Source organism: Planomonospora corallina (genome assembly GCF_042650625.1).
Classification (GTDB): domain Bacteria; phylum Actinomycetota; class Actinomycetes; order Streptosporangiales; family Streptosporangiaceae; genus Planomonospora_B; species Planomonospora_B corallina.
The window spans coordinates 146,289-173,072 of the sequence record NZ_JBHSBM010000010.1; the positions used below are offsets into that span (position 1 = coordinate 146,289).

The 26,784-nt window shown below is 72.9% G+C and carries 28 protein-coding genes, 1 tRNA gene and 2 riboswitches; of the genes, 11 read left to right on the forward strand and 18 right to left on the reverse strand.

What is annotated here, in order from left to right; genetic code table 11:
* Positions 1–56: 56 nt before the first annotated feature.
* Positions 57–1,256, reverse strand: coding sequence for a sensor histidine kinase (locus ACFOWE_RS04270; RefSeq protein WP_377285501.1), 1,200 nt, complete (start codon positions 1,254–1,256; stop codon positions 57–59).
* Positions 1,257–1,423: 167 nt separating this feature from the next.
* On the opposite strand from ACFOWE_RS04270, the gene ACFOWE_RS04275 reads away from it, so the two are divergent.
* Complete coding sequence (locus tag ACFOWE_RS04275; protein WP_377285502.1) at positions 1,424–2,089, forward strand: hypothetical protein; 666 nt, start codon at positions 1,424–1,426, stop codon at positions 2,087–2,089.
* On the opposite strand, the gene ACFOWE_RS04280 is transcribed toward ACFOWE_RS04275, so the two are convergent.
* From ACFOWE_RS04280 to bcp, 4 genes are all read right to left on the reverse strand, one after another.
* The gene (locus ACFOWE_RS04280; protein ID WP_377285503.1) at positions 2,079–2,399 is read right to left on the reverse strand and encodes a ribbon-helix-helix domain-containing protein; all 321 of its coding nucleotides are present in this window, start codon (positions 2,397–2,399) and stop codon (positions 2,079–2,081) included. The genes ACFOWE_RS04275 and ACFOWE_RS04280 overlap by 11 nt on opposite strands.
* 52 nt (positions 2,400–2,451) lie before the next feature.
* A tRNA-Leu gene (locus ACFOWE_RS04285) sits at positions 2,452–2,524 on the reverse strand.
* On the reverse strand, positions 2,515–2,991 hold the full coding sequence (locus tag ACFOWE_RS04290) for an HNH endonuclease signature motif containing protein (RefSeq protein WP_377285504.1): 477 nt from the start codon (positions 2,989–2,991) through the stop codon (positions 2,515–2,517). The genes ACFOWE_RS04285 and ACFOWE_RS04290 overlap by 10 nt, the downstream gene beginning before the upstream one ends.
* 75 nt (positions 2,992–3,066) lie before the next feature.
* Positions 3,067–3,534 carry a thioredoxin-dependent thiol peroxidase gene (bcp, locus tag ACFOWE_RS04295; RefSeq protein WP_377285506.1) on the reverse strand — a complete coding sequence of 156 codons (468 nt, stop codon included), beginning with the start codon at positions 3,532–3,534 and terminating at the stop codon, positions 3,067–3,069.
* 110 nt (positions 3,535–3,644) lie between these two features.
* Here bcp and ACFOWE_RS04300 point away from each other — a divergent pair, with 110 nt between their 5' ends.
* Positions 3,645–3,986, forward strand: coding sequence for a DUF3618 domain-containing protein (locus tag ACFOWE_RS04300; RefSeq protein ID WP_377285507.1), 342 nt, complete (start codon positions 3,645–3,647; stop codon positions 3,984–3,986).
* 144 nt (positions 3,987–4,130) lie between these two features.
* On the opposite strand, the gene ACFOWE_RS04305 is transcribed toward ACFOWE_RS04300, so the two are convergent.
* A complete protein-coding gene (locus tag ACFOWE_RS04305) occupies positions 4,131–5,324 on the reverse strand; it encodes an amino acid deaminase/aldolase (RefSeq protein ID WP_377285509.1) in 1,194 nt (397 codons plus the stop codon).
* Positions 5,325–5,506: 182 nt separating this feature from the next.
* On the opposite strand from ACFOWE_RS04305, the gene ACFOWE_RS04310 reads away from it, so the two are divergent.
* Complete coding sequence (locus ACFOWE_RS04310; protein WP_377285510.1) at positions 5,507–6,145, forward strand: DUF6286 domain-containing protein; 639 nt, start codon at positions 5,507–5,509, stop codon at positions 6,143–6,145.
* 182 nt (positions 6,146–6,327) lie between these two features.
* On the opposite strand, the gene ACFOWE_RS04315 is transcribed toward ACFOWE_RS04310, so the two are convergent.
* The 8 genes from ACFOWE_RS04315 to ACFOWE_RS04350 all read right to left on the reverse strand — a co-directional run bounded on the left by ACFOWE_RS04315 (position 6,328) and on the right by ACFOWE_RS04350 (position 15,829).
* Positions 6,328–8,115: a hypothetical protein gene (locus ACFOWE_RS04315; RefSeq protein ID WP_377285511.1), complete on the reverse strand. Its 1,788-nt coding sequence runs from the start codon at positions 8,113–8,115 to the stop codon at positions 6,328–6,330.
* Between the two features lie 198 nt (positions 8,116–8,313).
* On the reverse strand, positions 8,314–9,690 hold the full coding sequence (locus ACFOWE_RS04320) for an L-serine ammonia-lyase (protein WP_377285512.1): 1,377 nt from the start codon (positions 9,688–9,690) through the stop codon (positions 8,314–8,316).
* Positions 9,691–9,769: 79 nt separating this feature from the next.
* Complete coding sequence (gcvH, locus tag ACFOWE_RS04325) at positions 9,770–10,150, reverse strand: glycine cleavage system protein GcvH (protein WP_377285513.1); 381 nt, start codon at positions 10,148–10,150, stop codon at positions 9,770–9,772.
* Positions 10,147–11,241, reverse strand: a complete 1,095-nt coding sequence (gene gcvT, locus ACFOWE_RS04330) for a glycine cleavage system aminomethyltransferase GcvT (protein WP_377285514.1) — start codon at positions 11,239–11,241, stop codon at positions 10,147–10,149. The genes gcvH and gcvT overlap by 4 nt, the downstream gene beginning before the upstream one ends.
* 33 nt (positions 11,242–11,274) lie before the next feature.
* Positions 11,275–11,371: riboswitch (glycine riboswitch) on the reverse strand.
* A riboswitch (glycine riboswitch) is annotated at positions 11,372–11,470 on the reverse strand. It abuts the riboswitch before it with no gap.
* A 176-nt stretch (positions 11,471–11,646) separates the two neighbouring features.
* Complete coding sequence (locus ACFOWE_RS04335; protein WP_377285515.1) at positions 11,647–12,342, reverse strand: gamma-glutamyl-gamma-aminobutyrate hydrolase family protein; 696 nt, start codon at positions 12,340–12,342, stop codon at positions 11,647–11,649.
* Between the two features lie 10 nt (positions 12,343–12,352).
* Positions 12,353–13,117 (reverse strand): 3-oxoacyl-ACP reductase, encoded by a 765-nt coding sequence (locus tag ACFOWE_RS04340; protein ID WP_377285516.1) that lies wholly within the window; start codon positions 13,115–13,117, stop codon positions 12,353–12,355.
* A complete protein-coding gene (locus ACFOWE_RS04345; protein ID WP_377285517.1) occupies positions 13,117–14,460 on the reverse strand; it encodes an aldehyde dehydrogenase family protein in 1,344 nt (447 codons plus the stop codon). Before ACFOWE_RS04345 ends, ACFOWE_RS04340 begins: the two co-directional genes overlap by 1 nt.
* Before the next feature lies 1 nt (position 14,461).
* Positions 14,462–15,829: a glutamine synthetase family protein gene (locus tag ACFOWE_RS04350; RefSeq protein ID WP_377285518.1), complete on the reverse strand. Its 1,368-nt coding sequence runs from the start codon at positions 15,827–15,829 to the stop codon at positions 14,462–14,464.
* A gap of 63 nt (positions 15,830–15,892) precedes the next feature.
* Between ACFOWE_RS04350 and ACFOWE_RS04355 the strand changes: the two genes are divergently transcribed.
* The 5 genes from ACFOWE_RS04355 to ACFOWE_RS04375 all read left to right on the forward strand — a co-directional run bounded on the left by ACFOWE_RS04355 (position 15,893) and on the right by ACFOWE_RS04375 (position 18,762).
* Entirely contained in the window at positions 15,893–16,624 is a 732-nt protein-coding gene (locus ACFOWE_RS04355; protein WP_377285520.1) for a FadR/GntR family transcriptional regulator, read from the forward strand.
* A 12-nt stretch (positions 16,625–16,636) separates the two neighbouring features.
* Positions 16,637–17,416, forward strand: coding sequence for a hypothetical protein (locus tag ACFOWE_RS04360; protein ID WP_377285521.1), 780 nt, complete (start codon positions 16,637–16,639; stop codon positions 17,414–17,416).
* Positions 17,417–17,469: 53 nt separating this feature from the next.
* Positions 17,470–17,787 carry a hypothetical protein gene (locus ACFOWE_RS04365; protein ID WP_377285523.1) on the forward strand — a complete coding sequence of 106 codons (318 nt, stop codon included), beginning with the start codon at positions 17,470–17,472 and terminating at the stop codon, positions 17,785–17,787.
* 4 nt (positions 17,788–17,791) lie between these two features.
* Complete coding sequence (locus ACFOWE_RS04370) at positions 17,792–18,481, forward strand: nucleotidyl transferase AbiEii/AbiGii toxin family protein (protein ID WP_377285524.1); 690 nt, start codon at positions 17,792–17,794, stop codon at positions 18,479–18,481.
* An 89-nt stretch (positions 18,482–18,570) separates the two neighbouring features.
* A complete protein-coding gene (locus ACFOWE_RS04375; protein WP_377285526.1) occupies positions 18,571–18,762 on the forward strand; it encodes a hypothetical protein in 192 nt (63 codons plus the stop codon).
* 46 nt (positions 18,763–18,808) lie between these two features.
* On the opposite strand, the gene ACFOWE_RS04380 is transcribed toward ACFOWE_RS04375, so the two are convergent.
* Entirely contained in the window at positions 18,809–19,153 is a 345-nt protein-coding gene (locus ACFOWE_RS04380) for a type II toxin-antitoxin system PemK/MazF family toxin (RefSeq protein WP_377285527.1), read from the reverse strand.
* On the reverse strand, positions 19,147–19,395 hold the full coding sequence (locus tag ACFOWE_RS04385; RefSeq protein ID WP_377285528.1) for a hypothetical protein: 249 nt from the start codon (positions 19,393–19,395) through the stop codon (positions 19,147–19,149). The genes ACFOWE_RS04380 and ACFOWE_RS04385 overlap by 7 nt, the downstream gene beginning before the upstream one ends.
* 355 nt (positions 19,396–19,750) lie before the next feature.
* Between ACFOWE_RS04385 and ACFOWE_RS04390 the strand changes: the two genes are divergently transcribed.
* The 3 genes from ACFOWE_RS04390 to ACFOWE_RS04400 all read left to right on the forward strand — a co-directional run bounded on the left by ACFOWE_RS04390 (position 19,751) and on the right by ACFOWE_RS04400 (position 24,815).
* The gene (locus tag ACFOWE_RS04390; protein WP_377285529.1) at positions 19,751–21,781 is read left to right on the forward strand and encodes an ABC transporter ATP-binding protein; all 2,031 of its coding nucleotides are present in this window, start codon (positions 19,751–19,753) and stop codon (positions 21,779–21,781) included.
* Between the two features lie 333 nt (positions 21,782–22,114).
* Positions 22,115–23,779 carry a urocanate hydratase gene (gene hutU / locus ACFOWE_RS04395; RefSeq protein WP_377285530.1) on the forward strand — a complete coding sequence of 555 codons (1,665 nt, stop codon included), beginning with the start codon at positions 22,115–22,117 and terminating at the stop codon, positions 23,777–23,779.
* Positions 23,780–23,807: 28 nt separating this feature from the next.
* The gene (locus ACFOWE_RS04400) at positions 23,808–24,815 is read left to right on the forward strand and encodes a MurR/RpiR family transcriptional regulator (protein WP_377285531.1); all 1,008 of its coding nucleotides are present in this window, start codon (positions 23,808–23,810) and stop codon (positions 24,813–24,815) included.
* A 127-nt stretch (positions 24,816–24,942) separates the two neighbouring features.
* Here the strand turns inward: ACFOWE_RS04400 and ACFOWE_RS04405 are convergent, their stop codons facing one another.
* Both ACFOWE_RS04405 and ACFOWE_RS04410 read right to left on the reverse strand, forming a co-directional pair.
* Positions 24,943–25,695, reverse strand: coding sequence for an ABC transporter permease (locus ACFOWE_RS04405; protein ID WP_377285532.1), 753 nt, complete (start codon positions 25,693–25,695; stop codon positions 24,943–24,945).
* Between the two features lie 17 nt (positions 25,696–25,712).
* Positions 25,713–26,672 (reverse strand): ATP-binding cassette domain-containing protein, encoded by a 960-nt coding sequence (locus ACFOWE_RS04410; protein ID WP_377285533.1) that lies wholly within the window; start codon positions 26,670–26,672, stop codon positions 25,713–25,715.
* Between the last annotated feature and the right edge of the window lie 112 nt (positions 26,673–26,784).

Genomic DNA, 26,784 nt, shown 5'->3' on the forward strand with positions numbered 1-26,784 from the left:
CCGGCCCGCCCCGGCGAGACCACCGCGGACCCGCACCCCGGACCCGGCCCGCACCCTCACGCCGCCCGGCTCCCGCCCAGCTCACCCACCGGCAGCCGCACCACCACCCGGAAACCGCCCCCCGGCCGCGGCCCCGCCTCCAGGCTCCCGCCGTACACCATCACCCGCTCACGCATCCCGACCAGGCCATGACCCCCCGGCCCACCCGGCGCCGCCACCCCCCGGCCGTCATCGGCCACCCGCACCACCAGCTCACGCACGCCGTACTCCAGCTCCACCTCGGCCCTGCTCCCCGGACCGCCGTGCTTGAGCGTATTCGTCAGCGCCTCCTGCACGATCCGGTACACCGCCAGCTGCTCCCCCTCCGGCAACTCCCGCACCGCCCCCGAGACCCGCACCTCCACCGGCAACCCCGACGACCGCACCTGCTCCATCAGGGCATCCAGCTGCGACAACCCCGGCTGCGGCGCGTACTCCCCCTCCACCGCCTCCGCGTCCGTCCGCAACACCCCCACCATCCGGCGCATCTCCGCCAGCGCCCGCCGCCCCGCCGCCGAGACCGCTCGCACCGCCAGCCGAGCCTGCTCCGGATCACTGTCGATCGCGTACCCCGCCCCGTCCGCCTGCACGATCATCACACTCACGTTGTGCGCCACCACGTCGTGCAGCTCCCGCGCGATGCGCGTGCGCTCCTCCGCCGCCGCCAGCCGCGCCCGCTGGTCCCGCTCCCGCTCCGCACGCTCGGCCCGCTCCTCCAGGCTCTCCAGATAACGACGGCGCGTGTTCGCGTAGATGCCCGCCAGCCAGACCGCCACCACGAACACCGACGTGCTCGCCCACATCTTCGGATCCGGCTCCTCGGTGATCCGCCCGAACGCCAGCGCCAGCCCCAGCTCGGCCACCGCACCCGCCGCCACCGCCCACCGCAGCGGCCGGTACGACGCCACCGCGTACATCGCCACCAGCACCGCCAGATTGACCGGCGTCGCCTCCACCCCCGCCAGCCACTGCACGAAGCAGACCAGCGCCACGACCCCGAACACCGGCACCGGCCACCGCCGCCGCCAGAACAACGGCACCACCAGCGCCGCACCCAGCGCCCACAGCGCCGCCGGGGGGACATCGCCCGGATAGAGATCCGGATTCAGGGTGACGGACACCAGGAAGTACCCCGCGAACAGCAGGAACGGCGCCAGCCACAGGGTGTCCAGGACCCTCGGATGACGCCCGCCCCAGGCATGCAATCTGCCGAACATGACACAACCATACGTATCCGCAGATCAGCGCCCTTCCACCGAAAGACGGAGACGCGCCTACGACTCAGGTCGCACGCCATCCGCCCCTTACGTGACGCTTACGCCCCCTCCGGCACCATGGTTTCCGGGAGCACCCCCACAGGGGGTGAGTAAAGGGAGAGTGGTCTGTGACGGCGGATCGCAACAACCCCGGATCGCGCGGCGAGGAGAACCCGCCGCGCGATCCGGAGGTCCGAGACGGTGACACCCGGCGCCTGCCCGCGCAGACCCCCACGCCGGACCCCGCGTCCTCCGTGCAACCCCCCACCGGCCCCGGCGGCCCCGGCGCGTACGGCGGCCCCTACACCCCCGGCGGCCCCGGCTGGACCGCCCCCGGCTGGGCCACCACCGCCTCCGGCACGACCGCGCCCACCACCGAACACCCCAGGCCCGGCCGCATCGCCCGCCTCACCCACGCCGCCCGGAGCAAACCCCTCCAGATCACCGCCGCAGCCCTCATCGGCGCCCTCATCGGCGGCGGAGCCGTCACCGTCCTCGACACCATCGGCGACCGCCACCGCGCCGGAAACGCCTTCACCCGCACGGACGAGCGACGCGTCGGCGACCGCGACCAGAGAGCCGACCTCGACCAGGAACCCAGCCGCGACGGCTGGGGCGACCAGAACGACTGGTACGGCCCCGACAACGGGCCGGACGGCTCCGACCAGGGGCGAGACCCCCAGAGCGGCTCCGACGGCCGCGTCCCCGGCGACGGCTTCGGTCAGCCGTACGTCTGCGGCCCCACCCAGAGCGACCTCTGCACCGTGCCGGACCCTGGACCTTCTACGCCGTGACGTTTCCGCTGGATGGCAGTCTGGGATGACGGCCTGTTCCGTCATCCCCGGTCGCCGTCGGGCGGATCAGGGAGTCCGCGTGCCGGGTGGTGGTGTCGTCCCAGGCAACGCTCTCGCTGTCGTCCCACTCACTGAAGGCGATCTCGTACTCACGCTCAAGCGCCGTTTCAAGCGCGGTTGCGCGTTCTTTTTCCTCAGCCTTCTCTCGGAGAAGGCGGAGTGCCTCGCGTATGATCGCGGACCGGGATTTCGATTTTCCGCTGGAAAGTGAATCTTCGATGAAAAAGACGTCTTGCGGGGAGAGGGTCACGCTGGTGGCCCTCGGATTGAGGTCACCGCATGTATATTTGATGATTGTTCTGTAGGGTCGGCGGGATTCGAACCCGCGCTGGCACGGACCTAAACCGTGTGTCTCTACCGCTGGACTACGACCCCCTGCCCTTCCCTGCGAAGTTGTCCGTCTGCGAATGGCAGTTCGGGCAGAGAAAGCGCAGATTTTCTTTTCTGTTGTCCAGCCAGTCGCCGCTGATGTGATCGACATGCAGTGTCAGAGGCTGACCTCGCCAGACGGGCCCGATCTTACATCCCGCACAGCGATGTGGCACCCCGAGGGTGATCAGGCACCTCCGGAGCTGCCTGGGGCTGGGGCGAGGGCTCCCTTCGGGGAGAACGACGAGAATCTGATCGGGGCGGCGTCGAGGAGGCAAGGTCTGGCCCCGGCGGTGCGCCTGTCCCAGGAAGTGGGAGGTGTCGATGCCGAAGTGCTTCAGGCGGCGGCTGATGTGGGCGTGGGAGCCGCCCGTCCACTTGATGCCGAGGTGGCGGAGGACGTCGGCGATGCTGCGGGAGTTGGCCGCCGCCTCGGCGAGCATTTCTGGGGTGTACTTGTATTTGATTGGCATGCCCCAAGTCTAGGTCAAGGGAGTGACAATTCTTGGGGCATGGATAAATCATCTTAAATGGCGAAAAACGGGTGTTCAGTCGAGGCCGAGGTCGCGGCGGAGGCGGGCGACGTGGCCCGTCGCCTTCACGTTGTAGAGGGCCTTGGCGATTTTCCCGTCGGCGTCGATGACGAAGGTGGAGCGGATGACGCCGACGGTGGTCCTGCCGTACATCGTCTTCTCGCCGTAGGCGCCGTAGGCCTTGTGCACCTCCAGTCCGGGGTCGGAGAGCAGGGGGAAGGTCAGGGCGTCGTGCTCGGCGAACCTCGCCAGCTTGGCGGGGGTGTCCTTGGAGACCCCGAGTACGGCGAAGCCCGCGGCGGCCAGGGAGTCCAGGCTGTCGCGGAAGTCGCAGGCCTGCTTGGTGCAGCCGGGGGTCATGGCGGCCGGGTAGAAGTACAGGATGACCTGCCTGCCGCGGTGGGCCTCCAGGGAGACGGTGGTGCCGTCGGCGGCCGGGAGGGCGAAGTCCGGGGCGGCGTCGCCTGGTTCGAGTTTCGTCACGGTTCCTCCGGAGAGTGGTTCTCGGCGGCCAACCTACCGGCCTGCGCGAAGTGCCGGAGGAGCCCGGACCTGACAGACTGATCGGTGTCGAGGGCGATGAGAGGAGAGCCATGGCGGAGACCGATCCCGCGGAGCTGGAGCGGCGGATCGAGCGCACGCGTGCGGAGCTGGCCCGGACGGTCGACGAGATCGCGGACCGGGTGCGTCCGAGGAACGTCGCGCGGCGGACCGTCGCCAGGATGGAGGCGAACGCGAAGGAGTTCGTCGCCTCCCTGGGGGACAGGATCGGTGACGCGGTGGGGGCGTCCCCGCGTGCGGTCAAGCCGGGTGAGGAGCCGCAGGACCTGTGGGCGGAGGAGGCGCCGCCGCTGGCTCCGGTGCTGGTCGGTGTGGGTGCGGTGCTGGTGGTCGGCGCGGTGGTCGTGCTGGTGAGGCGGCGGCGCCGCAGGTGACGCGGGGCCGCCCGGTGCGGCGGCCGGTGCCGGTGGGCGCGTGCTGGAAGCCGGGATGCCGGCCGGTGCGGGGAGGTGGCCGCCCGGTGCGGCGGCCGGTGCCGGTGGGCGGCCGGTCGTGGGGGCCCGCCTGGGAGGCGGGGGTCACAGGAAGGTGTGGCCTTCGCCGCGGTAGGTGGGCGCCTGGCCGGTGACGCGGTCGCCCTCGACGAGGTGGAGGGTGGCGAAGCGTTCGCAGAGTTCGCCTGCTTTGGCGTGGCGGAACCAGACGCGGTCGCCGGGGCGGAGGTCTTCGGCGGCCTGTCCGGTGAGGGGGGTCTGGACTTCCCCGGCGCCTTCGCGGGGGTCGTAGCGGAGGCCGGCGGGCAGGTAGGGCTGGGGGAGCCGGTCGGGGCCGGGGGCGCCGGAGGCGGGGTAGCCGCCGCCGAGGACGGTGACGGTGCGGGGGCCGGGGCGGCGGACGACGGGCAGGGCGAAGAGGGCGGCGGGGCGGCCGGTGAAGTCCCGGTAGAAGTCGAACAGGCGCGGGTGGTAGAAGCCGGATCCGGCGGTGAGTTCGGTGACGGCTTTCTCGCGGGTGGTGGTGTCGAGGCTGCCGGTGCCGCCGCCGTTGACGAATTCGAGGTCGGCGAGCTGGCGGACGGCCTGGACGATGGCCGCTCTGCGGAGGGCGAGTTCGCGGCGGGAGCGGTCCTGCATCCAGCGGATGGCGCGGGTCATGAGGGGGTTGCCGGGTGGGGCGTCGCCGACGCCGGCGATCTGGGCTTCGTAGGCCATGAGGCCGGCGAGGCGGAGGCCGGGGCGTTTGGCGATGTCGGCGGCGAGGTCGGTGGCCTGGTCGGCGTCGCGGATGGGGGAGCGGAGGGCGCCGGCGCGGAATCCGCCGCCGAGGGCGACGTAGCCGGCGTCGATGTCGATGCAGAGGCGGAGTTCGTTGCGGCCGCCGAGGCCGTGGAGGGTCGTCTCGATGAGGTCGAGGTGGTCGGTGCGGTCGACCATGAGGGTGATCTCGCGGGCGGCGTGCGGGTCGGTGGCGAGGCGGGTGAGGGCGGCGCGGTCGGTGGTGGGGTAGCCGACGAGGATGTCGCGTATGCCGGTGGAGGCGAGCCAGAGGGCTTCGGGGAGGGTGAAGGCCATGACGCCGCTGAATCCGTCGAGGGTGAGGATGTGTTCGAGGACGGGCCGGGAGCGGAGGGATTTGCTGGCGACGCGGATGGGTTTGCCGGCGGCGCGGCGGGTCATGTCGGTGGCGTTGGCGGTCAGGGCGTCGAGGTCGAGGATGGCGAGGGGCGGGTCGAGGTGGGCGGTGGCGTGGTCGTAGCGCCGCTGGTCGTCCATCGTTCTCCTCGTGGGCCGGTGGGTGGGGTTGAGGGCAGGATAACCGCGCGCAGATAACATGAGTAGTTCTCACGTTAACCGCGCGCGGGTAATTTCCCGGCCAAGGCCGGGTCCGGATTCGGGCGCCCGGGTGCGTCGCGCCCTCCCTCCGGGGGCGGGACCGTCGTAGACCTGGCCGGGTGATGACTACTCTCCAGGAGACCCCGGTGGGTCCGGCGGGCGTGCTCGAGGCGCCGGTCCGCCAGGTGGACCGCCGCAGGGTGGTGCGGTCGCTGCGGCCGGACCGGAGCCCGGCGGGTGCGGTGACCGCGCTGGTGTCCTCCGTGGTGCTGTGCGCCGCGGCCGCCGGGACGGTGGCCCTGCTGGTCCGGGCGCCCGCCGCGCTGGCGTCGTACGCCGGGTTCGCGGCCGGGGCCGGTGGGCTGAGCTGGTCGGATCCGGTGGTCCTGGGCGCGGGGCTGGTCCTGGTGGCGGCGGGGTCGTCGCTGGTCGTGCTGGCGGTGGTGCCGGGGCGGACCCGGCTGGTCCCGCTGGAGACGGGTGATCCGCTGGCGGTGATCGGGATGACCCGGGCGGGGCTGCGCCGTACGCTGCGGGACGCGGCGCTGGCGGTGGAGGGGGTGTCCGGGGCGCGGGTGCGTCTGGGACGCCGGTACGTGGAGGTCGTCGTGGTGCCCGGGGCGGACGGGGTGGCCGGGGCGGACGGGGACGGGCGGTTGCTCCGCCGGGTCGGCGCGGCGGTCGGGGACCGGCTGGTGGCGCTGGGCGCGATGTGCGGTGACGAGGTCGTGGTGCGACTACGCGGGCGGGCCGGGCGGTGAGGGCGTACTTGGGCAACCGGATCGGGCTGGCCGTGGTCGGGACGGCGCTGGCCGGGGCCGGGCTGTACGGCGTGCTGCGCGGGCTGGGGCGGATCCCGGGCCATCCGGCCGCCGGTCCGGTGCTGGACCAGGGGCTTTCGGGCCGGTTGGAGCAGGATCCGGGGTCGGGATGGCTGGCCGCGCTAGTACTTGTAGTACTGGGGCTTGTCTGTGTGCGCTGGCTGCTGCGGGCGCTGGGCTGGGGACGGCGGGGCAGGCGCAGCGAGACCGGCATCGCGATGCTGGGGGTGGCGCTTAAAGAAGTCGAAGGGCTCGGCCGGGTGCAGGTCAGGACGGTCGAGGGGGACCGGGTCCGGATCGCGGTGAGCTGCGGGCCCGCCACCGACGTCGGCGGGCTGGTGGAGCGGATGAACGAGGACGCCGTCGACCGGGTTCGACGGGCGGTGGGGGACGATGGGCTGGGGGTGCTCGTCCGTCTTCATGTCCGCCGTCGCTGAGGGCCACCATCCTTCGTCTCCGTCTCCGTCTCCGTCGCCGCCGTCGCCCTCGTCGCCCGCGGGTTCCGCGGGGGAGGTCCGTGCGGGCTCGTCGGGGGCGGTGTTCCTGGCGAAGGCCAGGCCGGCGGCCAGACAGGCCAGTGGCACGGCGGGCACCACGTAGCGGTGGTCGAAGGCGGCGACGAACTGCGGCAGTGCGATCAGGACGGCGGCCGCGGCCCAGGGCAGGAGCACGGGGCCGCCGAGGTGCCGCCACCGGGTCAGCACGCCGATCAGGCCGATGAGGAGGATGACGCCGAGGAAGGGGCCGCGCAGGAAGCCGTGCTCCTGGTAGGCGCGCAGCCGGCCGGCGTGGGGTTCGGCGAGGTAGGTGTCGCCGGGGCCGCCCTGGTAGGCGGTGATGATCTCCTCGGCGGTGCGGCCGCGGGAGGCGGCGCCGTCGGGCAGTGAGGTGGTGCCCTCGGGGAAGACGTAGGCGCTCTGGTCGCCCTCGGTCGGGTAGACGCGGCGCTGCCAGTCGAAGACGTGGGCCAGGTCGGCCAGGCCGGTGCGGAGGAAGTCGAGGGGCTGGGCCCTGATGGCCTGCGTGGCGAGGTCGCCGGCGAGGGCGTCGCGTTCGGCCCAGGAACCCTTGATCTTGTTGAACGGGGAGTCCCCGTCCCAGATGTAGACGGGGGGCGCCTTGCGCTCGCTCAGCGGTTCGGTGGGGCAGAGCGCGGCCTCGGGGCCGGTGGGCTTGATCTTCGCGCAGTCGGCGAAGGTCATGGTGCGGGCCCAGAGGAAGGCGTTGCCGCGGGTCATGCCGTAGTCGCCGTGCTCGGAGTGGAACCAGGCGGCGTATCCGCCGAGGACGAGGGCGCTCGCGGTCGCGGTGGCGAGCAGCGCCCTCCAGCCGGCGCGGCGGAGCAGCAGGCAGACGCCGACGACGGCGATGAGCGGGAGGCCGACGGTCCGGGTGACGGTGGCCGCGGCGAGCAGGGCTCCGGCGAGCAGGGCGGCCCAGACGGGAGGGCGCCGCCGCCACATCACGAGGGTGACGGCGAGCACGAGCAGGAACTCGAAGAGCAGGTCCGCCATGATGAGGTGTTCGAGCTGGACCTGGTGGACGTCGAGCAGGGCGGGGAGCGCGGCGAGGGTCGCGCCCCAGCCGGGGAGGCGGCCCAGCCGGCGGAGCAGGAGGTAGACGCAGACGGCGGTGGTCAGGCCGAGCAGGTGCTGGGCGACGGCGACGGCCTGGACGCTCTCCAGGGGGCCGAGCAGCCACAGGAACAGCGAGTAGCCGCTGGGGCGTGACTCCATGGGCCGGGGGTCGAGCGCGGTGTTGAGGTAGGCGAAGGAGTCGGCCCAGAACCACAGGGCGGGGCGGTAGCCGAGGACGGCCAGGGCGCGCAGGGCGCAGCCGGCCAGCAGCGCGGTCAGGAAGAGCCAGTGGGCGCGGAAGAAGCGGACCGCCGGTGGGGCTTGCGTCGTCACACGGCCTCCCTGGCCTTTCCCTGGCCTTTCGTGAACCCTTCGCGGGCGCTGCCCGGCCTCCGCGAAGGGTTCAACCACGATAGTCCCCGGGTTGGGTGCTCTTGTACGGATCGGTGAAGTCGGCGGCGTCCGCCCTGTTCGTCCCGTGTCGGCGGTGTGCGCGCGGGGCGGGAGGGCGCCCCGCGCGCACGTCTCCGGTCAGCACTCGATGACGTTGACGGCGAGGCCGCCGCGGCTGGTCTCCTTGTACTTGTCGAGCATGTCGCGGCCGGTGTCGCGCATGGTCTTGATGGCCTTGTCGAGGGAGACGAAGTGCTGGCCGTCGCCGCGCAGCGCGATCCGGGCGGCGGTGATGGCCTTGATGGAGGCCACCGCGTTGCGCTCGATGCACGGGATCTGGACCAGGCCGCCGATGGGGTCGCAGGTCAGGCCGAGGTTGTGCTCGATGCCGATCTCGGCGGCGTTCTCGACCTGCTCGGGGGTGCCGCCCAGGACCTCGGTGAGCCCGGCGGCAGCCATGGAGCAGGCCGAGCCGACCTCGCCCTGGCAGCCGACCTCGGCGCCGGAGATGGAGGCGTTCTCCTTGAACAGCACGCCGACGGCGCCGGCGGTGAGCAGGAAGCGGACCACGCCGTCGTCGTCGGCCTCGTGGACGAACCGGTCGTAGTAGGTCAGGACGGCGGGGATGATGCCGGCGGCGCCGTTGGTGGGGGCGGTGACGATGCGGCCGCCGGCGGCGTTCTCCTCGTTGACGGCGAGGGCGAACAGGGAGACCCAGTCCATCACCTGGAGCGGGTCCTTCTCGTGGCTCTCGCCGCGCAGCCGCCGGTGGAGCCGGTGGGCGCGCCGGTGGACCTTCAGCCCGCCGGGCAGCACGCCCTCCTTGGTGATGCCGCGCTCGACGCACTCGGACATGACGCGCCACAGTTCGAGCAGGCGGGTGCGGATCTCGGCCTCGGTGCGGCCGAAGGCCTTCTCGTTCTCCAGCATCAGGCCGGAGACCGACAGGCCCGTCTCGCGGCAGTGGGCGAGCAGTTCGGCGGCGGTGGTGAAGGGGTACGGCAGCGCGGTGTCGTCGGCTTTGATGCGGTCGGCGCCGGTGGCGTTCTCGTCGACGACGAAGCCGCCGCCGACCGAGTAGTAGATCTTCTCGCGGAGGGGTTCGCCGTTCTCGTCGAAGGCGGTGAAGCGCATGCCGTTGGGGTGGCCGGGCAGCGAGATCTTGCGTTCGAAGACGAGGTGCTCGCCGACGACGAAGGGGATCTCGCGGGAGCCGTACAGGTGGATGGTGCCGGAGGCCTTCATGGCGGCCAGCCGCTCGTCGACGGTGTCGACGTCGACGAGTTCGGGCTTCTCGCCGGACAGGCCCAGCAGGACGGCCTTGTCGCTGCCGTGGCCCTTGCCGGTCAGGCCGAGGGAGCCGTAGAGGACGGCCTCGACGCGGGCGGTCTTGTCCAGCAGGCCGTCGTGGTCGAGGCTCCGGGCGAAGCGGTGCGCGGCGGCCATCGGGCCGCCGGTGTGGGAACTGGACGGGCCGATGCCGATCTTGAAGAGGTCGAAGACGCTGATCGCCATTGATCATCGCTCCTTAGGAGCAGCCGTGACCGCGCGCGTCCGCAGGGCGCGCGCGGTCACGGCACGGAGAGGGGACGTGTCAGGATTCGCCGGAGGTGAGGGCGGCGTACTCCTCGGCGGAGAGCAGGTCTCCGGTGTCGCCCTCGACGCGGACACGGAAGAGCCAGCCCTCGCCGTAGGGGTCGCTGTTGACCAGGGAGGGGTCGTCGACGACGGTCTGGTTGACCTCGACGACCTCGCCGCCGACGGGGGAGTAGATGTCGCTCACCGACTTGGTGGACTCGACCTCGCCGACCGCGTCGCCGGCGGCGACGGTGGAGCCGGCCTCGGGCACCTGCACGTAGACCACGTCACCGAGGGCCTCGGCGGCGAAGGCGGTGATGCCGACGGTGACGGTGCCGTCGCCCGCCACCCACTCGTGCTCCTTGGTGTAGCGGAGTTCGTCGGGAATGCTGCTCACTTGTTCCTCCTGTAGAAAGGCAGGTCGACGACCTCGACCGGCTCACGGCTGCCCCGGATGTCCACCGCCAGCGGGTCGTCCAGGGCCTCGGTCTCGACGTAGGCCATGGCGATGGGCCGGCCGAGCGTCTGGGAGGGCGCTCCGCTGGTGACCTCGCCGACGGTCGCGCCGGTGTCGGCGCGCACCACCGGGTAGCCGTGCCGGGGGACCCGGCGGCCGGTGGCGGCCAGGCCGACCAGGCGGCGGGCCGGGGCGGTGTCCTTGAGCGCCTCGAGGGCGGCGCGGCCGACGAAGTCGCCCGGCTTGTCGAACTTCACCACGCGGCCGAGCCCGGCGTCGAACGGGGTGCGGGCGCTGGACAGCTCGTTGCCGTACAGCGGCATGCCGGCCTCCAGGCGGAGGGTGTCGCGCGCGGAGAGCCCGGCGGGGCGCAGGCCGTACGGCTCGCCGGCCTCGGTGAGCGCGGCCCAGAGCGGCTCGGCGTCGTCGCAGGCGATGAAGAGCTCGAAGCCGTCCTCGCCGGTGTAGCCGGTGCGGGCGATGAGCGCGGGGCGGCCGGCGACGGTGGCGGGCAGGCCCGCGTAGTACTTCAGGCCGGCCAGGTCGGCGTCGGTGAGGCGGGAGAGGATCTCCTGCGAGCGGGGGCCCTGGACGGCGACGAGCGCGTAGCGGTCGGAGCGGTCCTCGACGGCGGCGTCGAACGCCTTGGCGCGCCCGGTGAGCTCGGCGGCGACCATGGGGTAGTTGGAGGCGTTGGCGACGACCATGAACTCCTCGGGGGCGAGGCGGTAGACGATCAGGTCGTCCAGCACGCCGCCCTGGGCGTTCACGATCATCGTGTAGCGGGCGCGGCCGGGCTCCAGCGTGGACAGGTGCCCGACGAGGGCGTGGTCGAGGGCCTCGCCGGCCTGCGGCCCGGTGACGAAGATCTCCCCCATGTGGGAGAGGTCGAACAGGCCCGCGGCCTGGCGGACCGCGTTGTGCTCGGCGGACTCGCTGCCGTAGCGGAGCGGCATCAGCCAGCCCGCGAAGTCGGTCAGCGTCGCGCCGAGGGACTCGTGGACGCCGCGGAGCGGCGTGGGTCGGGACATGATCGCACCTCGGACATGGGTCGGATGAGAGCATCCTCCCCCTCTGTCATGGGTGCCTGAGAGCTTCGCCCGGGTTTTAACCGGACTTTCACCTTCGGCGAGGCCGCGGGGGCCTGCTTTCCAGAGGGCACCTACCCGCACGGTCCTTTGCCTTGAGAGGTTCGCGGGGAGGGCTTGCTCCTTCAGGGGTCCTGGCCTGGCTGTCAGGACGCTCTCCCGCGCGGGTTCATCGGTGTCCCGGTCAGCCTAACGGCCGCCGCCCGCCGAGCGAAATCCCCGGTGCGGGACTCGTCGCTCCTGGCGGGCCCGCACGGGGGCGCACGTGGCCTGTGGCGGGCCCGCGCGGGGGCGCGCACGCGGCCTGTGGCGGATCCGTGCGGGGGCGGACGAGGCCGGGCGGGCCGGTCAGGGGCGGACGTGGCCGACGAGCGCGGCGAACAGGGCGCACTCGTCGCCGGCCTCGGGGTGCCACTGGACGGCGAGGGCGAAGGGGTGGCCGTCGAGTTCCACGGCCTCGACGGTGCCGTCGCCGGCGTGGGCGGTCGCGGTCAGGCCGGCGCCGAGCCGGTCGGCGGCCTGGTGGTGGTAGTGGGCGACGTCGGCGGTCCGCGCGCCGAGGATCTCCGCGGTCCGGCTGCCGGGTGCGAGGTGGACGGCCAGGTGGCCGAAGGTCCCCGGGGCTGGGGCGTGGCCGCGGTGGCCGACGGTCTCGGGCAGGTGCTGGTGCAGGGTGCCGCCCAGGGCGGTGTTGAGGATCTGCAGGCCCCGGCAGACGCCCAGCAGGGGGAGGCCGCCGTCGAGCGCGGCCCGGACCAGGGCGAGCTCGAAGTCGTCGCGGAACGGGCGGACGTGGCTCGTCGCGGGGTGGGGCGGCGCGCCGTACCGGGCGGGGTCGACGTCGCCGCCGCCGGCCACGATCAGCCCGTCGAGGCGGCCGGCGAGCGCGGCCGCGTCGCCCGCCGGCGGCAGGATCACCGGCTGGCCGCCGGCCCGGACCACGTGGTCGACGTAGCCGTACGGCAGGAGCGCGGCGGGCGTGTCCCAGACGGTGAAGCGCGCGGGCTCGACGTAGCAGGTGATGCCGATGACGGGACGGGACACGGCGGCCGTCCTACAGCGGGGTGACGTAGGCGCCGGAGATCCCGCCGTCGACGAGGAACTGCGAGGCGGTGACGAAGCTCGCGTCGTCGGAGGCCAGGAACGCCACCGCCGCGGCGATCTCGGAGGCCTCGGCGAAGCGGCCGAGCGGGACGTGCACCAGGCGGCGCCGCGCCCGCTCGGGGTCGGCGGCGAACAGCTCCTGCAGCAGCGGCGTGTTGACCGGCCCCGGGCAGAGCGCGTTGACCCGGATGCCCTCGCGGGCGAACTGCACGCCGAGCTCCCGGGACATCGCCAGCACGCCGCCCTTGGAGGCGGTGTAGGAGATCTGGGAGGTCGCCGATCCCATCACCGCGACGAACGAGGCGGTGTTGATGATCGAGCCCCTGCCCTGCCGCCGCATGTGGGGGATGACGTGCTTGCAGCACAGGTAGACGCTGGTGAGGTTGACGTCCTGGACCCGGCGCCAGGCGTCGAGGCCGGTCTCCAGGATGGAGTCGTCGTCCGGCGGGGAGATGCCGGCGTTGTTGAAGGCGACGTCCACGCTGCCGTAGGTCTCGACGGCCGTGCGGTACATGCGCTCGACGTCGTCCTCGCTGGTGACGTCGGCGCGCACGAACAGGCCGCCCACCTCGGCGGCGGCCTCGGCGCCGGCCGTCTCGTCGACGTCGGCGCACACCACCTTCGCGCCCTCCTGGGCGAGGCGGCGCGCGGTGGCCAGGCCGATCCCGCTCCCGGCGCCGGTGATGACGGCCACGCGGTCCTGCAGGCGCTGCATCAATCCTCCGAAATGAAGACGTTCTTGGTCTCGGTGAACGCGGACAGGGCGTCGGGGCCGAGCTCGCGGCCGAGCCCGGACTGCTTGAACCCGCCGAACGGCGTCCAGTAGCGGACCGACGAGTGGGAGTTGACGCTGAGGTTGCCCGCCTCGACGGCCCGGGCGACCCGCAGGGCCCGCCCGATGTCGCGGGTCCAGATCGATCCGCTGAGGCCGTAGCGGGTGTCGTTGGCGATCCGCACGGCGTCCGCCTCGCCGTCGAACGGGACGACCGAGACGACCGGCCCGAAGATCTCCTCGGTGAAGGCGGGGTCGGCGGGGCCGGGGGTCAGGACCGTCGGCGGGAACCAGAAGCCGGGCCCGGACGGGCAGGTGCCCTGCAGGTAGGGGGTGCCGGTGACGAAGGAGGCGACCCGGTCGCGGTGCGCGGCGCTGATCAGCGGGCCCATCTCGGTCTCCTCGGCGCGCGGGTCGCCGACCTTGACCGCGAGCACCGCCTCCGACAGGCGGGCCAGGAACTCGTCGTGGACGGTGCGCTCCACCAGGATGCGGGAGCGGGCGCAGCAGTCCTGCCCGGCGTTGTCGAAGACGGCGTACGGCGCGGTGGCGGCGGCCCTGTCCAGGTCGGCGTCGGCGAAGACGATGTTGGCGCTCTTGCCGCCGAGCTCCAGGGTGAGCCGTTTGACCTGCCCGGCGCAGACCGCGGCGATGCGCTTGCCGGTCTCGGTCGAACCGGTGAAGACGATCTTCGCGACGTCCGGGTGCTCGACGAGGCGGGCGCCGGCGACCCCGCCCTCGCCGGGCACGACCTGGAGCACCCCCTCGGGCAGGCCGGCCGCCAGGGCCAGCTCGGCCAGGCGCAGGGCGGTCAGCGGGGTCTGCTCGGCGGGCTTGACGACGACCGTGTCGCCCGCGGCCAGCGCGGGGGCGACCCCCCACATCATGATCACCATGGGGAAGTTCCACGGCACGATCACGCCGACCACGCCGAGCGGCTCGGCGAAGGTGACGTCCCAGCCGCCGGGGACGGGGATCTGCCTGCCGTGGTTGCGCTCGGGCGCGCCGGCGTAGAAGTCGAGCACGTCGGCGACGTTGCCCGCCTCCCATCGGGCGTTCGCGGCGGTGTGCCCGGCGTCGGCGGTCTCCAGGGCGGCCAGCTCCGCGCCGTGCTCGCGCACCAGCGCGGCGAAGGCGCGCAGCAGCCGGGCGCGGTCACCGGGGGCGATCCCGCGCCAGGCGGGGAAGGCCGCGCGGGCGCGCTCGACCGCCCGGTCCATCTCGGCGGCGTCGGCGGCCTCGACGTCGGCGATGACCTCCTCGGTCGCCGGGTTCACGATCTTCATGTCACATCCGCTCGAATCCGCGCCGCAGTTCCCAGTCGGTGACCGCGGCGTCGAAGGCGGCCAGCTCGACCCGGGCGGCGTTGGCGTAGTGCGCCACGACCTCCTCGCCGAAGGCCCGGCGGGCGAGCCCGGAGCCCTCCCACAGGTCCAGGGCGTCGCGCAGGGTGCGCGGGACGGTGGGGGAGTCGGAGGCGTAGGCGTTGCCCTCGAAGGGTTCGGGGAGCTCCAGGCCGTTCTCGATGCCGTGCAGCCCGGCCGCGACCATCGCCGCGACCGCCAGGTAGGGGTTGACGTCGCCGCCGGGCACGCGGTTCTCGATCCGCAGAGATGGCCCGTGCCCGACGAGGCGGAGCGCGCAGGTCCGGTTGTCCACGCCCCAGCGCACCGCGGTGGGGGCGAAGCTGCCGGGAGCGTACCGCTTGTAGGAGTTGATGTTGGGCGCGTAGAGCAGGGTGAACTCGCGCAGGCAGGCGAGCTGCCCGGCGATGAAGCGCCGCCCGGTCTCCGACAGGCCGTGCGGCCCGGAGCCGGCCATGACCGGCTCCCCGCCGTCGTCGCGCAGCGACAGGTGGATGTGGCAGGAGTTGCCCTCGCGGGAGTTCGGCTTGGCCATGAAGGTCAGCGACATGCCCTGCCGGGCGGCGATCTCCTTGGCGCCGTTCTTGTAGATCGTGTGGTTGTCGCAGGTGGTCAGGGCGTCGGTGTAGCGGAAGGCGATCTCGTGCTGGCCGGGGTTGCACTCGCCCTTGGCCGACTCGACGTACATCCCGGCGCCCTCCATGCCGAGCCGTACGGCGCGCAGCAGCGGCTCGACGCGGGCGGTGCCGAGCATGGAGTAGTCGACGTTGTAGAGGTTGGCGGGGGTCAGGTCGCGGTAGCCGCGCCGCCAGGCGTCCTCGTAGGTGTCGGTGAAGACGACGAACTCCAGCTCGGTGCCGGCGAACGCCTCCCAGCCGCGGGCGGCCAGGCGGCCGAGCTGGCGGCGCAGGATCTGCCGGGGCGAGGCCGCGACGTCCGAGCCGTCCTGCCAGACCAGGTCGGCCAGGAGCAGGGCGGTGCCCTCCTGCCAGGGCACCCGGTGCAGGGTGGCCGGGTCGGGACGCATCACGAAGTCTCCGTACCCGTTGTCCCAGGACGACATGGCGTAGCCGTCCACGGTGTTCATGTCGACGTCCACCGCGAGCAGGTAGCTGCAGCCCTCGGCGGCGTGGTGGAGCACCTCCTCCAGGAAGTAGCGCGCGGACAGCCGCTTGCCCTGGAGCCGGCCCTGCATGTCGGTGACCGCCAGCAGCACGGTGTCGATCCGCCCGGCCGCCACCTCGTCGCGCAGTTCGCCGATGTCCACGCGCCCTCCTCGCAGGAGTCTCATTGGGCTAGTGTCAGACCATTGATGTGCACCGAGGATGGGGTTGTCAAGAGCGGGAGGTGAGGTTTGCGGGAGTCGCTGCCACCGACGTCGCCGCCGGCGAGCGTGCTCCGGCCGGTGCGGGCGGGCAACGCCTTCGAGGAGACCGTGGAGCGACTGCTCTCGGCCATCAAGCTCGGGCTCGTCGTCGAGAAGCTGCCGCCGGAGCGGGAGCTCGCCGCCCAGCTGGGGATCAGCCGCGTCACGCTGCGCGAGGCCATCCGGGCGCTCGCCGAGGCGGGCTACCTGCAGGTGCGGCGGGGCCGGTACGGCGGCGCGTTCGTCACCTACACCCCGCCCGCGCCCCGCCAGGACGACCTGCGCCGCGCGGTGGCCGACATGGGCAGCGGCCACCTGGCCGACGCGCTCACCTTCCGGCTGGCCGTCGAGTGCGGCGCGGCCCAGGTGCTGGCCACCGCCGAGCCGGCCGGCGAGTGGCGCGAGACGCTGCGCCGGCGCCTGGCGGAGGTCAACTCCGCGAGCCCGGAGGACTACCGCCGGCTGGACACCGCCTTCCACCTGTCCATCGCCGAACTGACCGGCTCGGCGTCCCTCGCCGCGGCCTGCGCCGAGGCGCGGCTGCGGGTCACCGACCTGCTCAACGCCATCCCGGTGCTGCAGCGCAACATCGAGCACGCCGCCGCCCAGCACGAGGCGATCGTCGAGGCCGTCCTGGCGGGCGACCCCGAGGCCGCCCGCCGCGCCGTGACCGAGCACCTGGAGGGAACGGCGGCACTTCTGCGGGGCTTCCTGGCATAACCTGTAACGGCTGTGGGGGAGTGGTTCCAGCAACGGATCATCGAAACAGAACGGCTGCCGCTGTTCTGTTTCTTCGTCGCGCTGATCGTCGCCTTCGTCTTCACGCGGATCAACGTCCGGCTCATCCGGGCCGGGGTGGGCTGGTTCCGCGACGTCAACGTCGGTGAGATGCACATCCACCACATGGTGTTCGGCGTGGTGCTGAGCCTGCTGGGCGGCGTCGCGGGGCTGCTGGTCTCGGGCGTCTCCGACACCTGGTACGCGGTGACGGCCGCCGTCTTCGGCGTCGGCGCGGCCCTGATCCTCGACGAGTTCGCGCTCATCCTCCACCTGCACGACGTCTACTGGGAGGAGGAGGGCCGCACCTCGGTCGACGCCGTCTTCGTCGCGGTCGCGGTCACCGGCCTGCTCCTGCTGGGCCTGCGCCCGCTGGGCTGGGAGGACTCCGGCGACACCCCGCAGGGCCCCTGGGCGGCGGTCGGCCTCGTCGTAGCCAACCTCGTGCTGGCGATCGTCACCCTGCTCAAGGGCAAGATCTGGACCGGGCTGGTCGGCCTGTTCCTGCCGTTCCTGCTGATCGTCGGGGCGCTCCGGCTGGCCCGGCCCGGCTCGCCCTGGGCCCACTGGTTCTACGCCTCCACCGCCCGCCGTCCCCGGCCCGCGCTGATGGCCCGCGCCGTCCGCCGGGAGAAGCGCTGGCGCCGCCCGGTCATCCAGGCCAAGATCGCCTTCCAGGAGTTCGTCTCCGGCCGCCACGACCTGCCCTCCAGCCGCCTGCGCACCCGCCGGTAGTGGGCTCTCGAACGCGCTGACGAATCCCAGGCCCCAGAGGCATACTGGGACCCGTGCGCACCTTTCCGTCCCGCTGGCAGGACGTGGACCGGCGGGTCCCCGATTCCCTGGCCGACCTGCGCGGTCCCGCCGCGGGGGTGGTCGCGCTCCCGATCCACCTGGCCTGGTCGGGCCTGACCGAGTTCGACCTGGCGGACCCGCGCCTGCGGATGAGCCTGTACCGCACGGTCATCACCGGAGGCGGCCGGGCCGACGCCGAGACCTACCTCAACGGCGAGCTGCTGCGCACCGACTGGCCGGTGCTCCGCCGGGGGATCGGCTCCGCCTACCGCAGGGCCTGGGAGGGCAAGCTCCCCGCCCTGGGGGCCTGAGCGGATGGGCTTCCCGCCGTTCCAGGAGCGGATCCTGCGGACCGTGCTCCCGGTCTGCGACCGGTTCGGGCTGGTGCTGGCGGGCGGCCACGCCATGCGGCTGCACGGACTCACCGACCGGCCGAGCCGGGACCTGGACCTCGCGACGGCGGCCGGGACACCGCTGCCGGAGGTGGCCGGCGGGGTGGCGGAGGCGCTGCGGGCGGCCGGGCTGGAGGTCGCCGTGCACGAGGTGACGGCGCGCATGGGCCGGCTGGTCGTCACCGACCCGGTGACCGGGCAGGCGTGCGAGCTCGATCTGCTGCGGGAGGCGCTGCAGCGCGGTGCCGTGACGGTGGCGGACCTGCCGGTCGTCGGGCTGGAGGACGCCGTCGGGCTGAAGATGCGCGCCCTGCACGAGCGGGGTCTCGCCCGCGACGTCATCGACGTCGCCGCGGTCGCGGACCTGTACGGCTTCCGCGAGCTGGAGCGGCTCGCCCGCCTGCACAACGAGGAGTTCTCCCTGGCCGAGCTGGTGATGCGGCTGGAGTTCGTCGACTTCATCGCCGACGAGGAGTTCGAGGCCTACGGGCTGGACGAGGAGGCGGTCCGGCGGATCCGGCTGTTCGTCACCGCCTGGGTGGAGGACATCGGGCTCCGCCGCGCCGACGAGGGCGACGCCGACTACGACGTCGACGTCCCGGAGCCCGACTGATGACAGGCGACGACCGCGGGACGGGCGGGCACGCATGGCAGGGAGGCTTCCGGGCAGGTGACGGTCCAGCCTGACGGAGGGAGTGTCCCGTGGACGGATTCGGTCTGCGTGAGCTGAAGGCCCGCGCCAAGCGCGCGCTGGGCAGGAGTACCGGGAACCGCCGCCTGGCCGCCGAGGGGCGGACCGAGGAGGCCGAGGCGAGGCTGCTGCGGACCCAGGAGGAGATCCTGGCGACCGTGGCCGAGGCGCGCCGCGAGCACGCCGCCCGCCGTACCCGCTGACGGGCGCAGTGGATCGCCGGTGCCCCGGTTCGGGGTCAAGCGTGCGCTAGAGTCCGAGAACGCGCCGGAGCCCGTCGTCGACCGCGTCCATCAATGTGTCCGGTACGGACCCCACAGGACCGTCGAGTTCATTTCTGTTGATCGTGGCCAACGCGGTCACATTCACGACGGAATCGCGTTTGAGACCGGTCGCGGCGATCGGTAGGAACACGTTGCCAGGCATGGCGGCGAGACCGGTGTTCGAGGTGATGACCGCCACCAGCACGGTCGCGAGACGGCTGGTGTTGTAGGGCTTGGACTGCACCACGAGGACGGGACGCCGCTTCGCGGGGCGGCTGCCTATGGCCTCACCGAGATCGGCCCAGTAGATGTGGCCTCGGAGGATCACCACTCCTCGTCTTCCTCCATGGCGATCCGGCGCCGCCCGGCGGTGACCGCCGTCTCGTTGGAGTCGTCTCCGGCTGCCAGCTCGATCGCTGCGTCGATCTGCCGGGTGAGGCTTCTCTCCTCCAGATGCTCCAGATAACGCTGCGCCGCGGTGGTGTAGAACTCCGATCGGCTCATACCGATGGCGGCTGCGCATCTCTCCACTCGGGAGTAGGTCTCGTCGGGAACCGAGATGGCTGTCTTCATGAGAGGAAGTATAACTCGGTATAACCGCAAGTGCCGGGGCTTCTCTGTGATCCGGTCGGGCATGGTCGGGGCGGTCTGCAGTCGCGCGCGCCGGGCCCGAAGCGGGTCACCAGGCGGGCCTCGGCATCGGAGAACGCTTCCGGTACGGCATGCGGCATGGGGCCAGTCTGCCACCCCTGTCAACCGCAGTTGACATCTCTCCGGCCGTCAACCTATGTTGACAAAGGCCGACTTCTGTCGATGAAGACCGACTTTGGTCTATGAAAACCGGCGAAACGCTCGCGGAGGCGGCATGGACGGTAGAGAGGAAGGGCGGCGGCCGGAGGTCGGCCACGCCGTTGCGGAGGGGATGAGGGTGACCGAGAGCAGGGCCGGGAGCGGGGCTGGGGCAGAGGCCGGGAGCGGGGCCGGCGCGGGGGGCGGGCCCGGAGCCGGTCCGGGAAGGGCCGCCGGCGACGGAGGACGCGCCGCGGAGGCCGGGTCCGGCCGCGGGCGGGGGGACGGGGCCGGAGGCGAGCCCGGGTCGTGGCGGCTGCTGCTGGGCTACGTCCGGCCGTACCGGAAGGTGCTCGCGCTCGGCGGCGTGCTGAGCCTCGTCAGCTCGCTGGCCGGGCTGGCGATGCCGCTGCTGGCCAAGGCGGTGATCGACGCGTTCGGCGCGGAGCGCTCCCTGGCCGGGCCGGTGCTCGGCCTGACCGTCGCCGTGCTGGCGGGCGCGGCCGTCGGGGCCCTCGGCCGGTACGTGCTGGAGCGCATGGGCGAGGGCATCGTCTTCTCCGCCCGCCGGGGCCTGGTGGACCGCATGCTCCGGTTGCGCGTCTCCGAGGTCGACCGGCTCAAGCCCGGCGACCTGCTGGCCCGCGTCACCTCCGACACCACCCTGCTCCGCGCGGTCTTCACCGACGGGATCGTCGAGTCGGTCGGCGCGGTCTTCGTGCTGGTGGGCGCGGTCGTGATGATGGCGCTCATGGACGGGTTCCTGCTCCTGATCACTTTGGTGGTGCTCGTCTGCGTCGGCGGGCTGGTGGGCCTGGTCATGCCGCGCATCCAGCGGGCCACGGTCGAGGCGCAGTCCGCGGTCGGGGAGATGGGCGCGGTGCTCGACCGGGTGCTCCAGGCCTTCCGCACGGTCAAGGCGAGCGGCGCCGAGGAGCGGGAGATCGCCGCGGTGGGGGAGGCCGCCGGGGAGGCCCGCGACCGGGGGGTCGCGGTCGCCTGGTGGACCTCGATCGCGGGCATCTCGGCGTGGGTCGCCGCGCAGCTGGCCTTCGTGGCGGTGCTCGGCATCGGCGGGGCACGGGTCGCCTCCGGCGAGCTGGAGGTGTCGTCGCTGATCGCCTTCCTGCTCTACCTCTTCTACCTGGTCGCTCCGGTCGGCCAGCTGGTGCAGGGCGCGACCCAGGTGCAGAGCGGCCTGGCCGCGGTGCGGCGGATCCGCCAGGTCGAGGAGCTCCCCGTCGAGGAGCCCGCCCGTCCGGGGCCGGGCCACGAGGCCGGTACGGCTCCCGCCGGAGTGGTGTTCGAGAACGTGTCCTTCCGCTACGGCGACGACCGGCCGGTGGTCCACCAGGACGTGTCCTTCGAGGTCCCGGCGGGCGGGATGACCGCGCTGGTCGGCCCCTCGGGGGCGGGAAAGTCCACGGTCTTCGCCCTGCTGGAGCGCTTCTACGAGCGCGGGGCGGGGAGGATCGCGATCGACGGCCGCGACATCCGCGACTGGCCGCTGGCCGGGCTGCGCGCCGCCCTCGGCTACGTCGAGCAGGACGCGCCCGTGCTGGACGGCACGCTCCGGGAGAACCTCGTCCTGGCCGCCCCCGGCGTGGCGGAGGCCGAGATACGCCGGGTGCTCGCGCTGACCCGCCTGGAGGACCTGGTCGCCCGCCTCCCCGAAGGGGTGGAGACCATGGTGGGCCACCGCGGCGTCATGCTCTCCGGAGGGGAGCGCCAGCGGGTCGCCATCGCGCGGGCGCTGCTGCGCCGGCCCCGGCTGCTCCTGCTCGACGAGGCCACCTCCCAGCTCGACGCGGTCAACGAGCTGCGGTTGCGCGAGGTCATCGCCGAGGTGGCGAAGGAGACGACCGTGCTGGTGATCGCCCACCGGCTCTCCACGGTGACCGGCGCCGACCGGATCGTGGTGATGGAGGGCGGCCGGGTCCGGGCCGTGGGCACCCACGACGAGCTGCTCGCCGGCGACGACCTCTACCGCGAGCTCGCCGCCACCCAGTTCCTGCTCACCGCCGGGCCGGCGGAGGGGATCGCCGCCGGAACCGCGAACGGGACCGAGGCCGCGGGCGGGACCGAGGCCGCGGACGGGAGTGCGGACGGAGCCGATGACGGTGCGGCGGGCGGCGCCACCGGGCGGGCTCCGGCATCCGTGGAGTCGTGACCGGTCTCCGGCCCTGACAAGGGACGAAGTTGGGCAAATAACGTTAAAGATCGGTTTTTTCCGCCAGGGGCGGGCATCCCGCCTGCTACGGAGTCTCTCCTCCGTTCACGGGCGCGTCAGGCGCCCGCCGAGCCGATCTCCCCGGTCCGTCCGTGCGGGACGGGCCGGAACGGCGGCCGGCAGGTAGAGGGCACCCCGGGGACGCCTTCCCCGGGGTGCTCCTTCCCACTCCGCGTGTCCCGCCTCCGCTCCCAGGGCCGTCCTCCGGGTTGACCCGTGGCCTGAGAGTGACAAATATGAATGCACTCATTCATGCCAGGAGGAGGCTCGGCCATGACCGGCAGCCGGACCGTCCGCGCGCCGCGCGGTACCACGCTCACCGCCAAGGGGTGGCCGCAGGAGGCGGCGCTCCGCATGATCTGCAACAACCTCGACCCCGAGGTGGCCGAGCACCCGGAACGGCTCGTCGTCTACGGCGGCTCGGGGAAGGCCGCCCGGGACTGGCGCTCCTTCGACGCGATCACCCGCACGCTGACCACGCTGGAGGGCGACGAGACGCTGCTGGTGCAGTCCGGCCGCCCGGTCGGCGTCTTCCGCACCCACGAGTGGGCGCCCCGGGTCCTCATCGCCAACTCCAACCTGGTGCCCGACTGGGCGGACTGGGAGGAGTTCCGCCGCCTGGAGGCCGCGGGCCTGACCATGTACGGGCAGATGACCGCCGGCTCGTGGATCTACATCGGCACCCAGGGCATCCTGCAGGGCACCTACGAGACCTTCGCCGCCGTGGCCGCCAAGCGCTTCGGAGGGTCCCTGGCCGGGACGATCACGCTGACCGCCGGGCTCGGCGGCATGGGGGGCGCCCAGCCGCTGGCCGTCACCATGAACGGCGGCGTGGCGATCTGCGTCGACTGCGACCCGCGCAGCATCGAGCGGCGGATCGAGCACCGCTACCTCGACGTGCGCGCCGCCGACCTCGACGAGGCGCTCCGGCTGGCCTACGAGGCGCGTGACGCGCGGCGCCCGCTCAGCATCGGCGTCGAGGCCAACGCCGCCGAGGCCGTGCCCGAGCTGCTCCGCCGCGGCGCCGAGATCGACATCGTCACCGACCAGACCTCGGCCCACGACCCGCTGATGTACCTGCCGCTCGGCGTGGCCTTCGAGGACATGGCCGCAGAGCGGGACAAGGACCCGGCTGGCTTCACCGCGCGGGCCCGCGAGTCCATGGCCCGGCACGTGGAGGCGATGGTCGGGTTCGCCGACGCGGGCGCGGAGGTCTTCGACTACGGCAACTCCATCCGCGGCGAGGCGAAGCTGGCCGGCTACGACCGCGCGTTTGATTTCCCCGGTTTCGTGCCCGCCTACATCCGGCCGCTGTTCTGCGAGGGCAAGGGCCCGTTCCGCTGGGCCGCGCTCTCGGGGAACCCCGCCGACATCGCCAAGACCGACCGGGCTGTCCTGGAGCTGTTCCCCGACAACGAGCCGCTGGCCCGGTGGATCCGGATGGCGGGGGAGAAGGTGCACTTCCAGGGCCTGCCCGCCCGGATCTGCTGGCTCGGGTACGGCGAGCGCCACCTGGCCGGCGAGCGGTTCAACGACATGGTGGCCTCCGGGGAGCTCGAGGCCCCGGTCGTGATCGGCCGCGACCACCTCGACTGCGGCTCCGTGGCGAGCCCGTACCGCGAGACCGAGGGCATGCTCGACGGCTCCGACGCGATCGCCGACTGGCCGCTGCTGAACGCGATGCTCAACGTCGCCTCCGGCGCCGCGTGGGTCTCCATCCACCACGGCGGCGGCGTCGGCATCGGCCGCTCGATCCACGCCGGCCAGGTCACCGTCGCCGACGGCACGGCGCTCGGCGCGGAGAAGCTCCGCCGGGTGCTCACCAACGACCCGGGCACGGGCGTGATCCGGCACGTCGACGCCGGCTACGACGAGGCCGCCGCGGTCGCGCGGGAGCGCGGCGTGCGCGTCCCGATGCGCGAGTCCGAGGGGGAATGAGGGCGCGGGACCGCCGGTTGGAGGGGACGTGGGCGACGGACTCGATCGACTCCTTCAGGGCCGGAGGCTCTCGCCGGTGCAGCGGCGGATCGCACGTTACCTGGACGACCACCTAGCCGAGGCGATCTTCCTGTCGAGTGTGGAACTGGCCGAGCGCGCCGGGGTGAGCCAGCCGTCGGTGACCAGGTTCGCCATGGCGCTCGGCTTCGCGGGCTACCCCGAGCTCCGGCAGGCGCTGCGCCCCCTGGTGGTGGGCGGAGCGGTGGGCGGCCCGGTCGGTGGCACGGTGGGTGGCGTGGCCGGTGGCGTGGTGGGTGGCACGGTGGGTGGCGTGGCCGGTGGCGTGGTGGGCGGAGCGGCCGGCGGAGTCGTCGGCGGGGCCGGAGGGCCCGGCGGCGCGCAGGCGGGGCCGGGCGCCCGCGCCGCGGGGAACGACGGCCGGGTCCCCGCGCGGGCCGCGGGGCGGGCGGGCGACCTGCAGGCCGCGATCGACGCGGAGGTCGGCAACCTGCGCGCGGTCCGTGAGGCGCTGGCCGACCCGTCGGCCGTCGCGGAGCTGGGTGCCGCGCTGGCCTGCTGCGAGCCGCTGCCGGTGCTCGGGTTGCGCGTCTCCAGCGGCCTGGCCACCACGTTCGCCTACTACGCCCGCCGCATCCACCCGGACGTGCGACTGCTGACCCACGGCGGATCGGAGCTGGCCGACGGCCTGCACGCGGCCCGCCGCGCGGGAGCGGCCTGGCTGCTGGCGGTGGTCCTGCCGCGTTACCCGGCCGAGGCCGCGGCGGCCCTGGCCGACGCCCGGGAGCTGGGGCTGCGGACCGCGGTGATCACCGACCGCCGGGACGTGCCGTTCGAGGCGGACGTGGTCCTCGCCGCCCCGGTCGGCGAGCGGCTGGTGTTCGACTCGCACGCGGCGCCGCTCGCCCTGGCCATGGTGCTGGTGGAGGCCATGGCGGACGCGGCGCCGCTGCGCACGCAGGCGAGGCTGGAGGAGTACGAGCGCATGACCGACCAGGCCGGGACCTTTCTGTCCTGACGGCTCTGTCCTGACGGCTCTGCCCTGACCGCGCCGGTGCCGTCCCCGCCACCGGCGGCGGGGACCGCGGCGGGGACGGGGGGCGGGGACGGGGGCGCCGCGGCCGGTACGGCTCCGCCGTCCGCGCCTATCCGGCCAGCTTCCGCAGCGAGCGGACCGACCAGGTCAGGGTGAGCACGCCCAGGACCAGGAAGAGGCCGAAGGCGACCGGGATGGTGCCGTCGGAGAAGTCCCCGGCGAACAGCGCGCGGCCGGCCTCGACCGCGTAGTAGAGCGGGTTGAACTTCGCCGCCGTCTGCATCCACTCCGGGCCGAGCGAGATGGGCAGCATCAGGCCGGAGAGCAGCATCAGCGGCATCAGGAAGAACTGCACGATCTGCGACATGCCGTTCTCGTCGCGCACCGCCAGCGCCAGGCCGTACGAGAGGTTGGCGGCGAACAGGGCGGCCGCGGCCATGAGCAGCAGCATGAGGCCCATCGCGGGCAGGCTGATCCGCAGGCCCATCAGCGTGGCCACGCCCAGGACGATCAGCGACTGGAGGACCAGCATGACCATGTCCTTGACCACCCGGCCGAGGATGATCGCGGGCCGCCAGGCCTGGCTGACCGCGAGCCGCTCCAGCACCCCGTTGCGGGTCTCGTTGATCATGCCGAACCCGGCGAACATCGAGCCGAACAGGGCGATCATCACCAGCGCGGCCGGGGTGAAGACGACCAGCGCCTCCTTCAGGGTGCCGCCCGGGGTGATGCTGGTCAGCAGCGGGGCGAACAGCAGCAGATAGAGGATGGGCTGCATGATGCCGAACAGCGGCCAGGCCACGTTGCGGCGCAGGATCCCCAGCTCGTGGCCGAGGAACAGCATGGTGTGCCGGAATCTCATCGGGATCGTTCCCCTTCTCAGGCGGCGTCGCGCAGCGAGCGGCCGGTGTGCTTGAGGAAGACGTCGTCGAGCGTGGCCCGCTCCAGGGAGATGGACCTGATGGCCAGGCCGCCGGCCTCCAGGGCGCGCAGCAGCGCCGGGAGGTTGTGCTCGCCGTCGTCGAGGTAGGCGCGCAGGCTCTCGCCCTCCTCCTGTGTCTCCGCGATGTACGGCTGGGCGTCCAGCAGCGCGCGGCCCGCGGCCGGGTCGTCGAGCCGGAGCGTGACGACGTCCCCGGCGATCTCCTTCTTGAGCTCCGCCGGGGTGCCCTCGGCGACGACCTCGCCGTGGTCGACGATGACCAGCCGGTCGCAGAGCGCGTCGGCCTCGTCCAGGTAGTGGGTGGTCAGCAGGACGCTGGTGCCCTGCTCGCGCAGGGCGCGGATCTCGTCCCAGAGGTTGGCGCGGTTCTGCGGGTCGAGGCCGGTGGTGGGTTCGTCCAGGAAGACCAGCGGGGGCCGGTTCACCAGGCCGATGGCCAGGCTGAAGCGGCGCTTCTGGCCGCCGGAGAGCGTCTTCACCGGGCGGTCGGCGATCTCGGTCAGGCTGAAGGCGGCCATCAGCTCGTCCGCCCGGGCGAGCGCCTGCCCGCGGGAGAGCCCGGCGATGCGCGCGGCCATGACCAGGCTCACGCGGCCCGGGGTGTTCTCGTCCACTCCGCCGTTCTGGCCGACGTAGCCGATGTTCTCCCGCACCTTCGCGGCCTGCTTCACCACGTCGTACCCGGCGACCCTCGCGGTGCCGGAGGTGGGGGCGGTGAAGGTGGCCAGCATGCGGACGGTGGTGGTCTTGCCCGCGCCGTTCGGCCCGAGGCAGGCGAAGATCTCGCCCTCGCCGACCGACAGGTCGATGCCGCGCACGGCCTCGACCTCCTCGGTCTTCCCGCGTCCGCGTCTGGCGGTGAACGTCTTGCGCAGGTCGTGCGCTTCAATGATCATCTTTTCTCCGTTGGTGGGGGATGCCGAGCATGGACCCTCTCCCTGCGGCAGGATCAACCGGTTTTCCCGTGGCCGCGTGCCCGGGGAGGGGCGAGGAGTCCGGCGGGAGGAG

Coding starts and splice junctions, on each gene's coding strand:
- ACFOWE_RS04345 (WP_377285517.1), bottom strand. CDS start 14,460: ATGAAGATCGTGAACCCGGCGACCGAGGAGGTCATCGCCGACGTCGAG.
- ACFOWE_RS04310 (WP_377285510.1), top strand. CDS start 5,507: ATGACTACTCTCCAGGAGACCCCGGTGGGTCCGGCGGGCGTGCTCGAG.
- gcvT (WP_377285514.1), bottom strand. CDS start 11,241: ATGTCCCGACCCACGCCGCTCCGCGGCGTCCACGAGTCCCTCGGCGCG.
- ACFOWE_RS04370 (WP_377285524.1), top strand. CDS start 17,792: ATGGGCTTCCCGCCGTTCCAGGAGCGGATCCTGCGGACCGTGCTCCCG.
- ACFOWE_RS04405 (WP_377285532.1), bottom strand. CDS start 25,695: ATGAGATTCCGGCACACCATGCTGTTCCTCGGCCACGAGCTGGGGATC.
- ACFOWE_RS04305 (WP_377285509.1), bottom strand. CDS start 5,324: ATGGACGACCAGCGGCGCTACGACCACGCCACCGCCCACCTCGACCCG.
- ACFOWE_RS04300 (WP_377285507.1), top strand. CDS start 3,645: ATGGCGGAGACCGATCCCGCGGAGCTGGAGCGGCGGATCGAGCGCACG.
- hutU (WP_377285530.1), top strand. CDS start 22,115: ATGACCGGCAGCCGGACCGTCCGCGCGCCGCGCGGTACCACGCTCACC.
- ACFOWE_RS04385 (WP_377285528.1), bottom strand. CDS start 19,395: ATGAAGACAGCCATCTCGGTTCCCGACGAGACCTACTCCCGAGTGGAG.
- ACFOWE_RS04270 (WP_377285501.1), bottom strand. CDS start 1,256: ATGTTCGGCAGATTGCATGCCTGGGGCGGGCGTCATCCGAGGGTCCTG.
- ACFOWE_RS04290 (WP_377285504.1), bottom strand. CDS start 2,991: ATGCCAATCAAATACAAGTACACCCCAGAAATGCTCGCCGAGGCGGCG.
- ACFOWE_RS04340 (WP_377285516.1), bottom strand. CDS start 13,117: ATGCAGCGCCTGCAGGACCGCGTGGCCGTCATCACCGGCGCCGGGAGC.
- ACFOWE_RS04350 (WP_377285518.1), bottom strand. CDS start 15,829: ATGAGACTCCTGCGAGGAGGGCGCGTGGACATCGGCGAACTGCGCGAC.
- ACFOWE_RS04410 (WP_377285533.1), bottom strand. CDS start 26,672: ATGATCATTGAAGCGCACGACCTGCGCAAGACGTTCACCGCCAGACGC.
- ACFOWE_RS04320 (WP_377285512.1), bottom strand. CDS start 9,690: ATGGCGATCAGCGTCTTCGACCTCTTCAAGATCGGCATCGGCCCGTCC.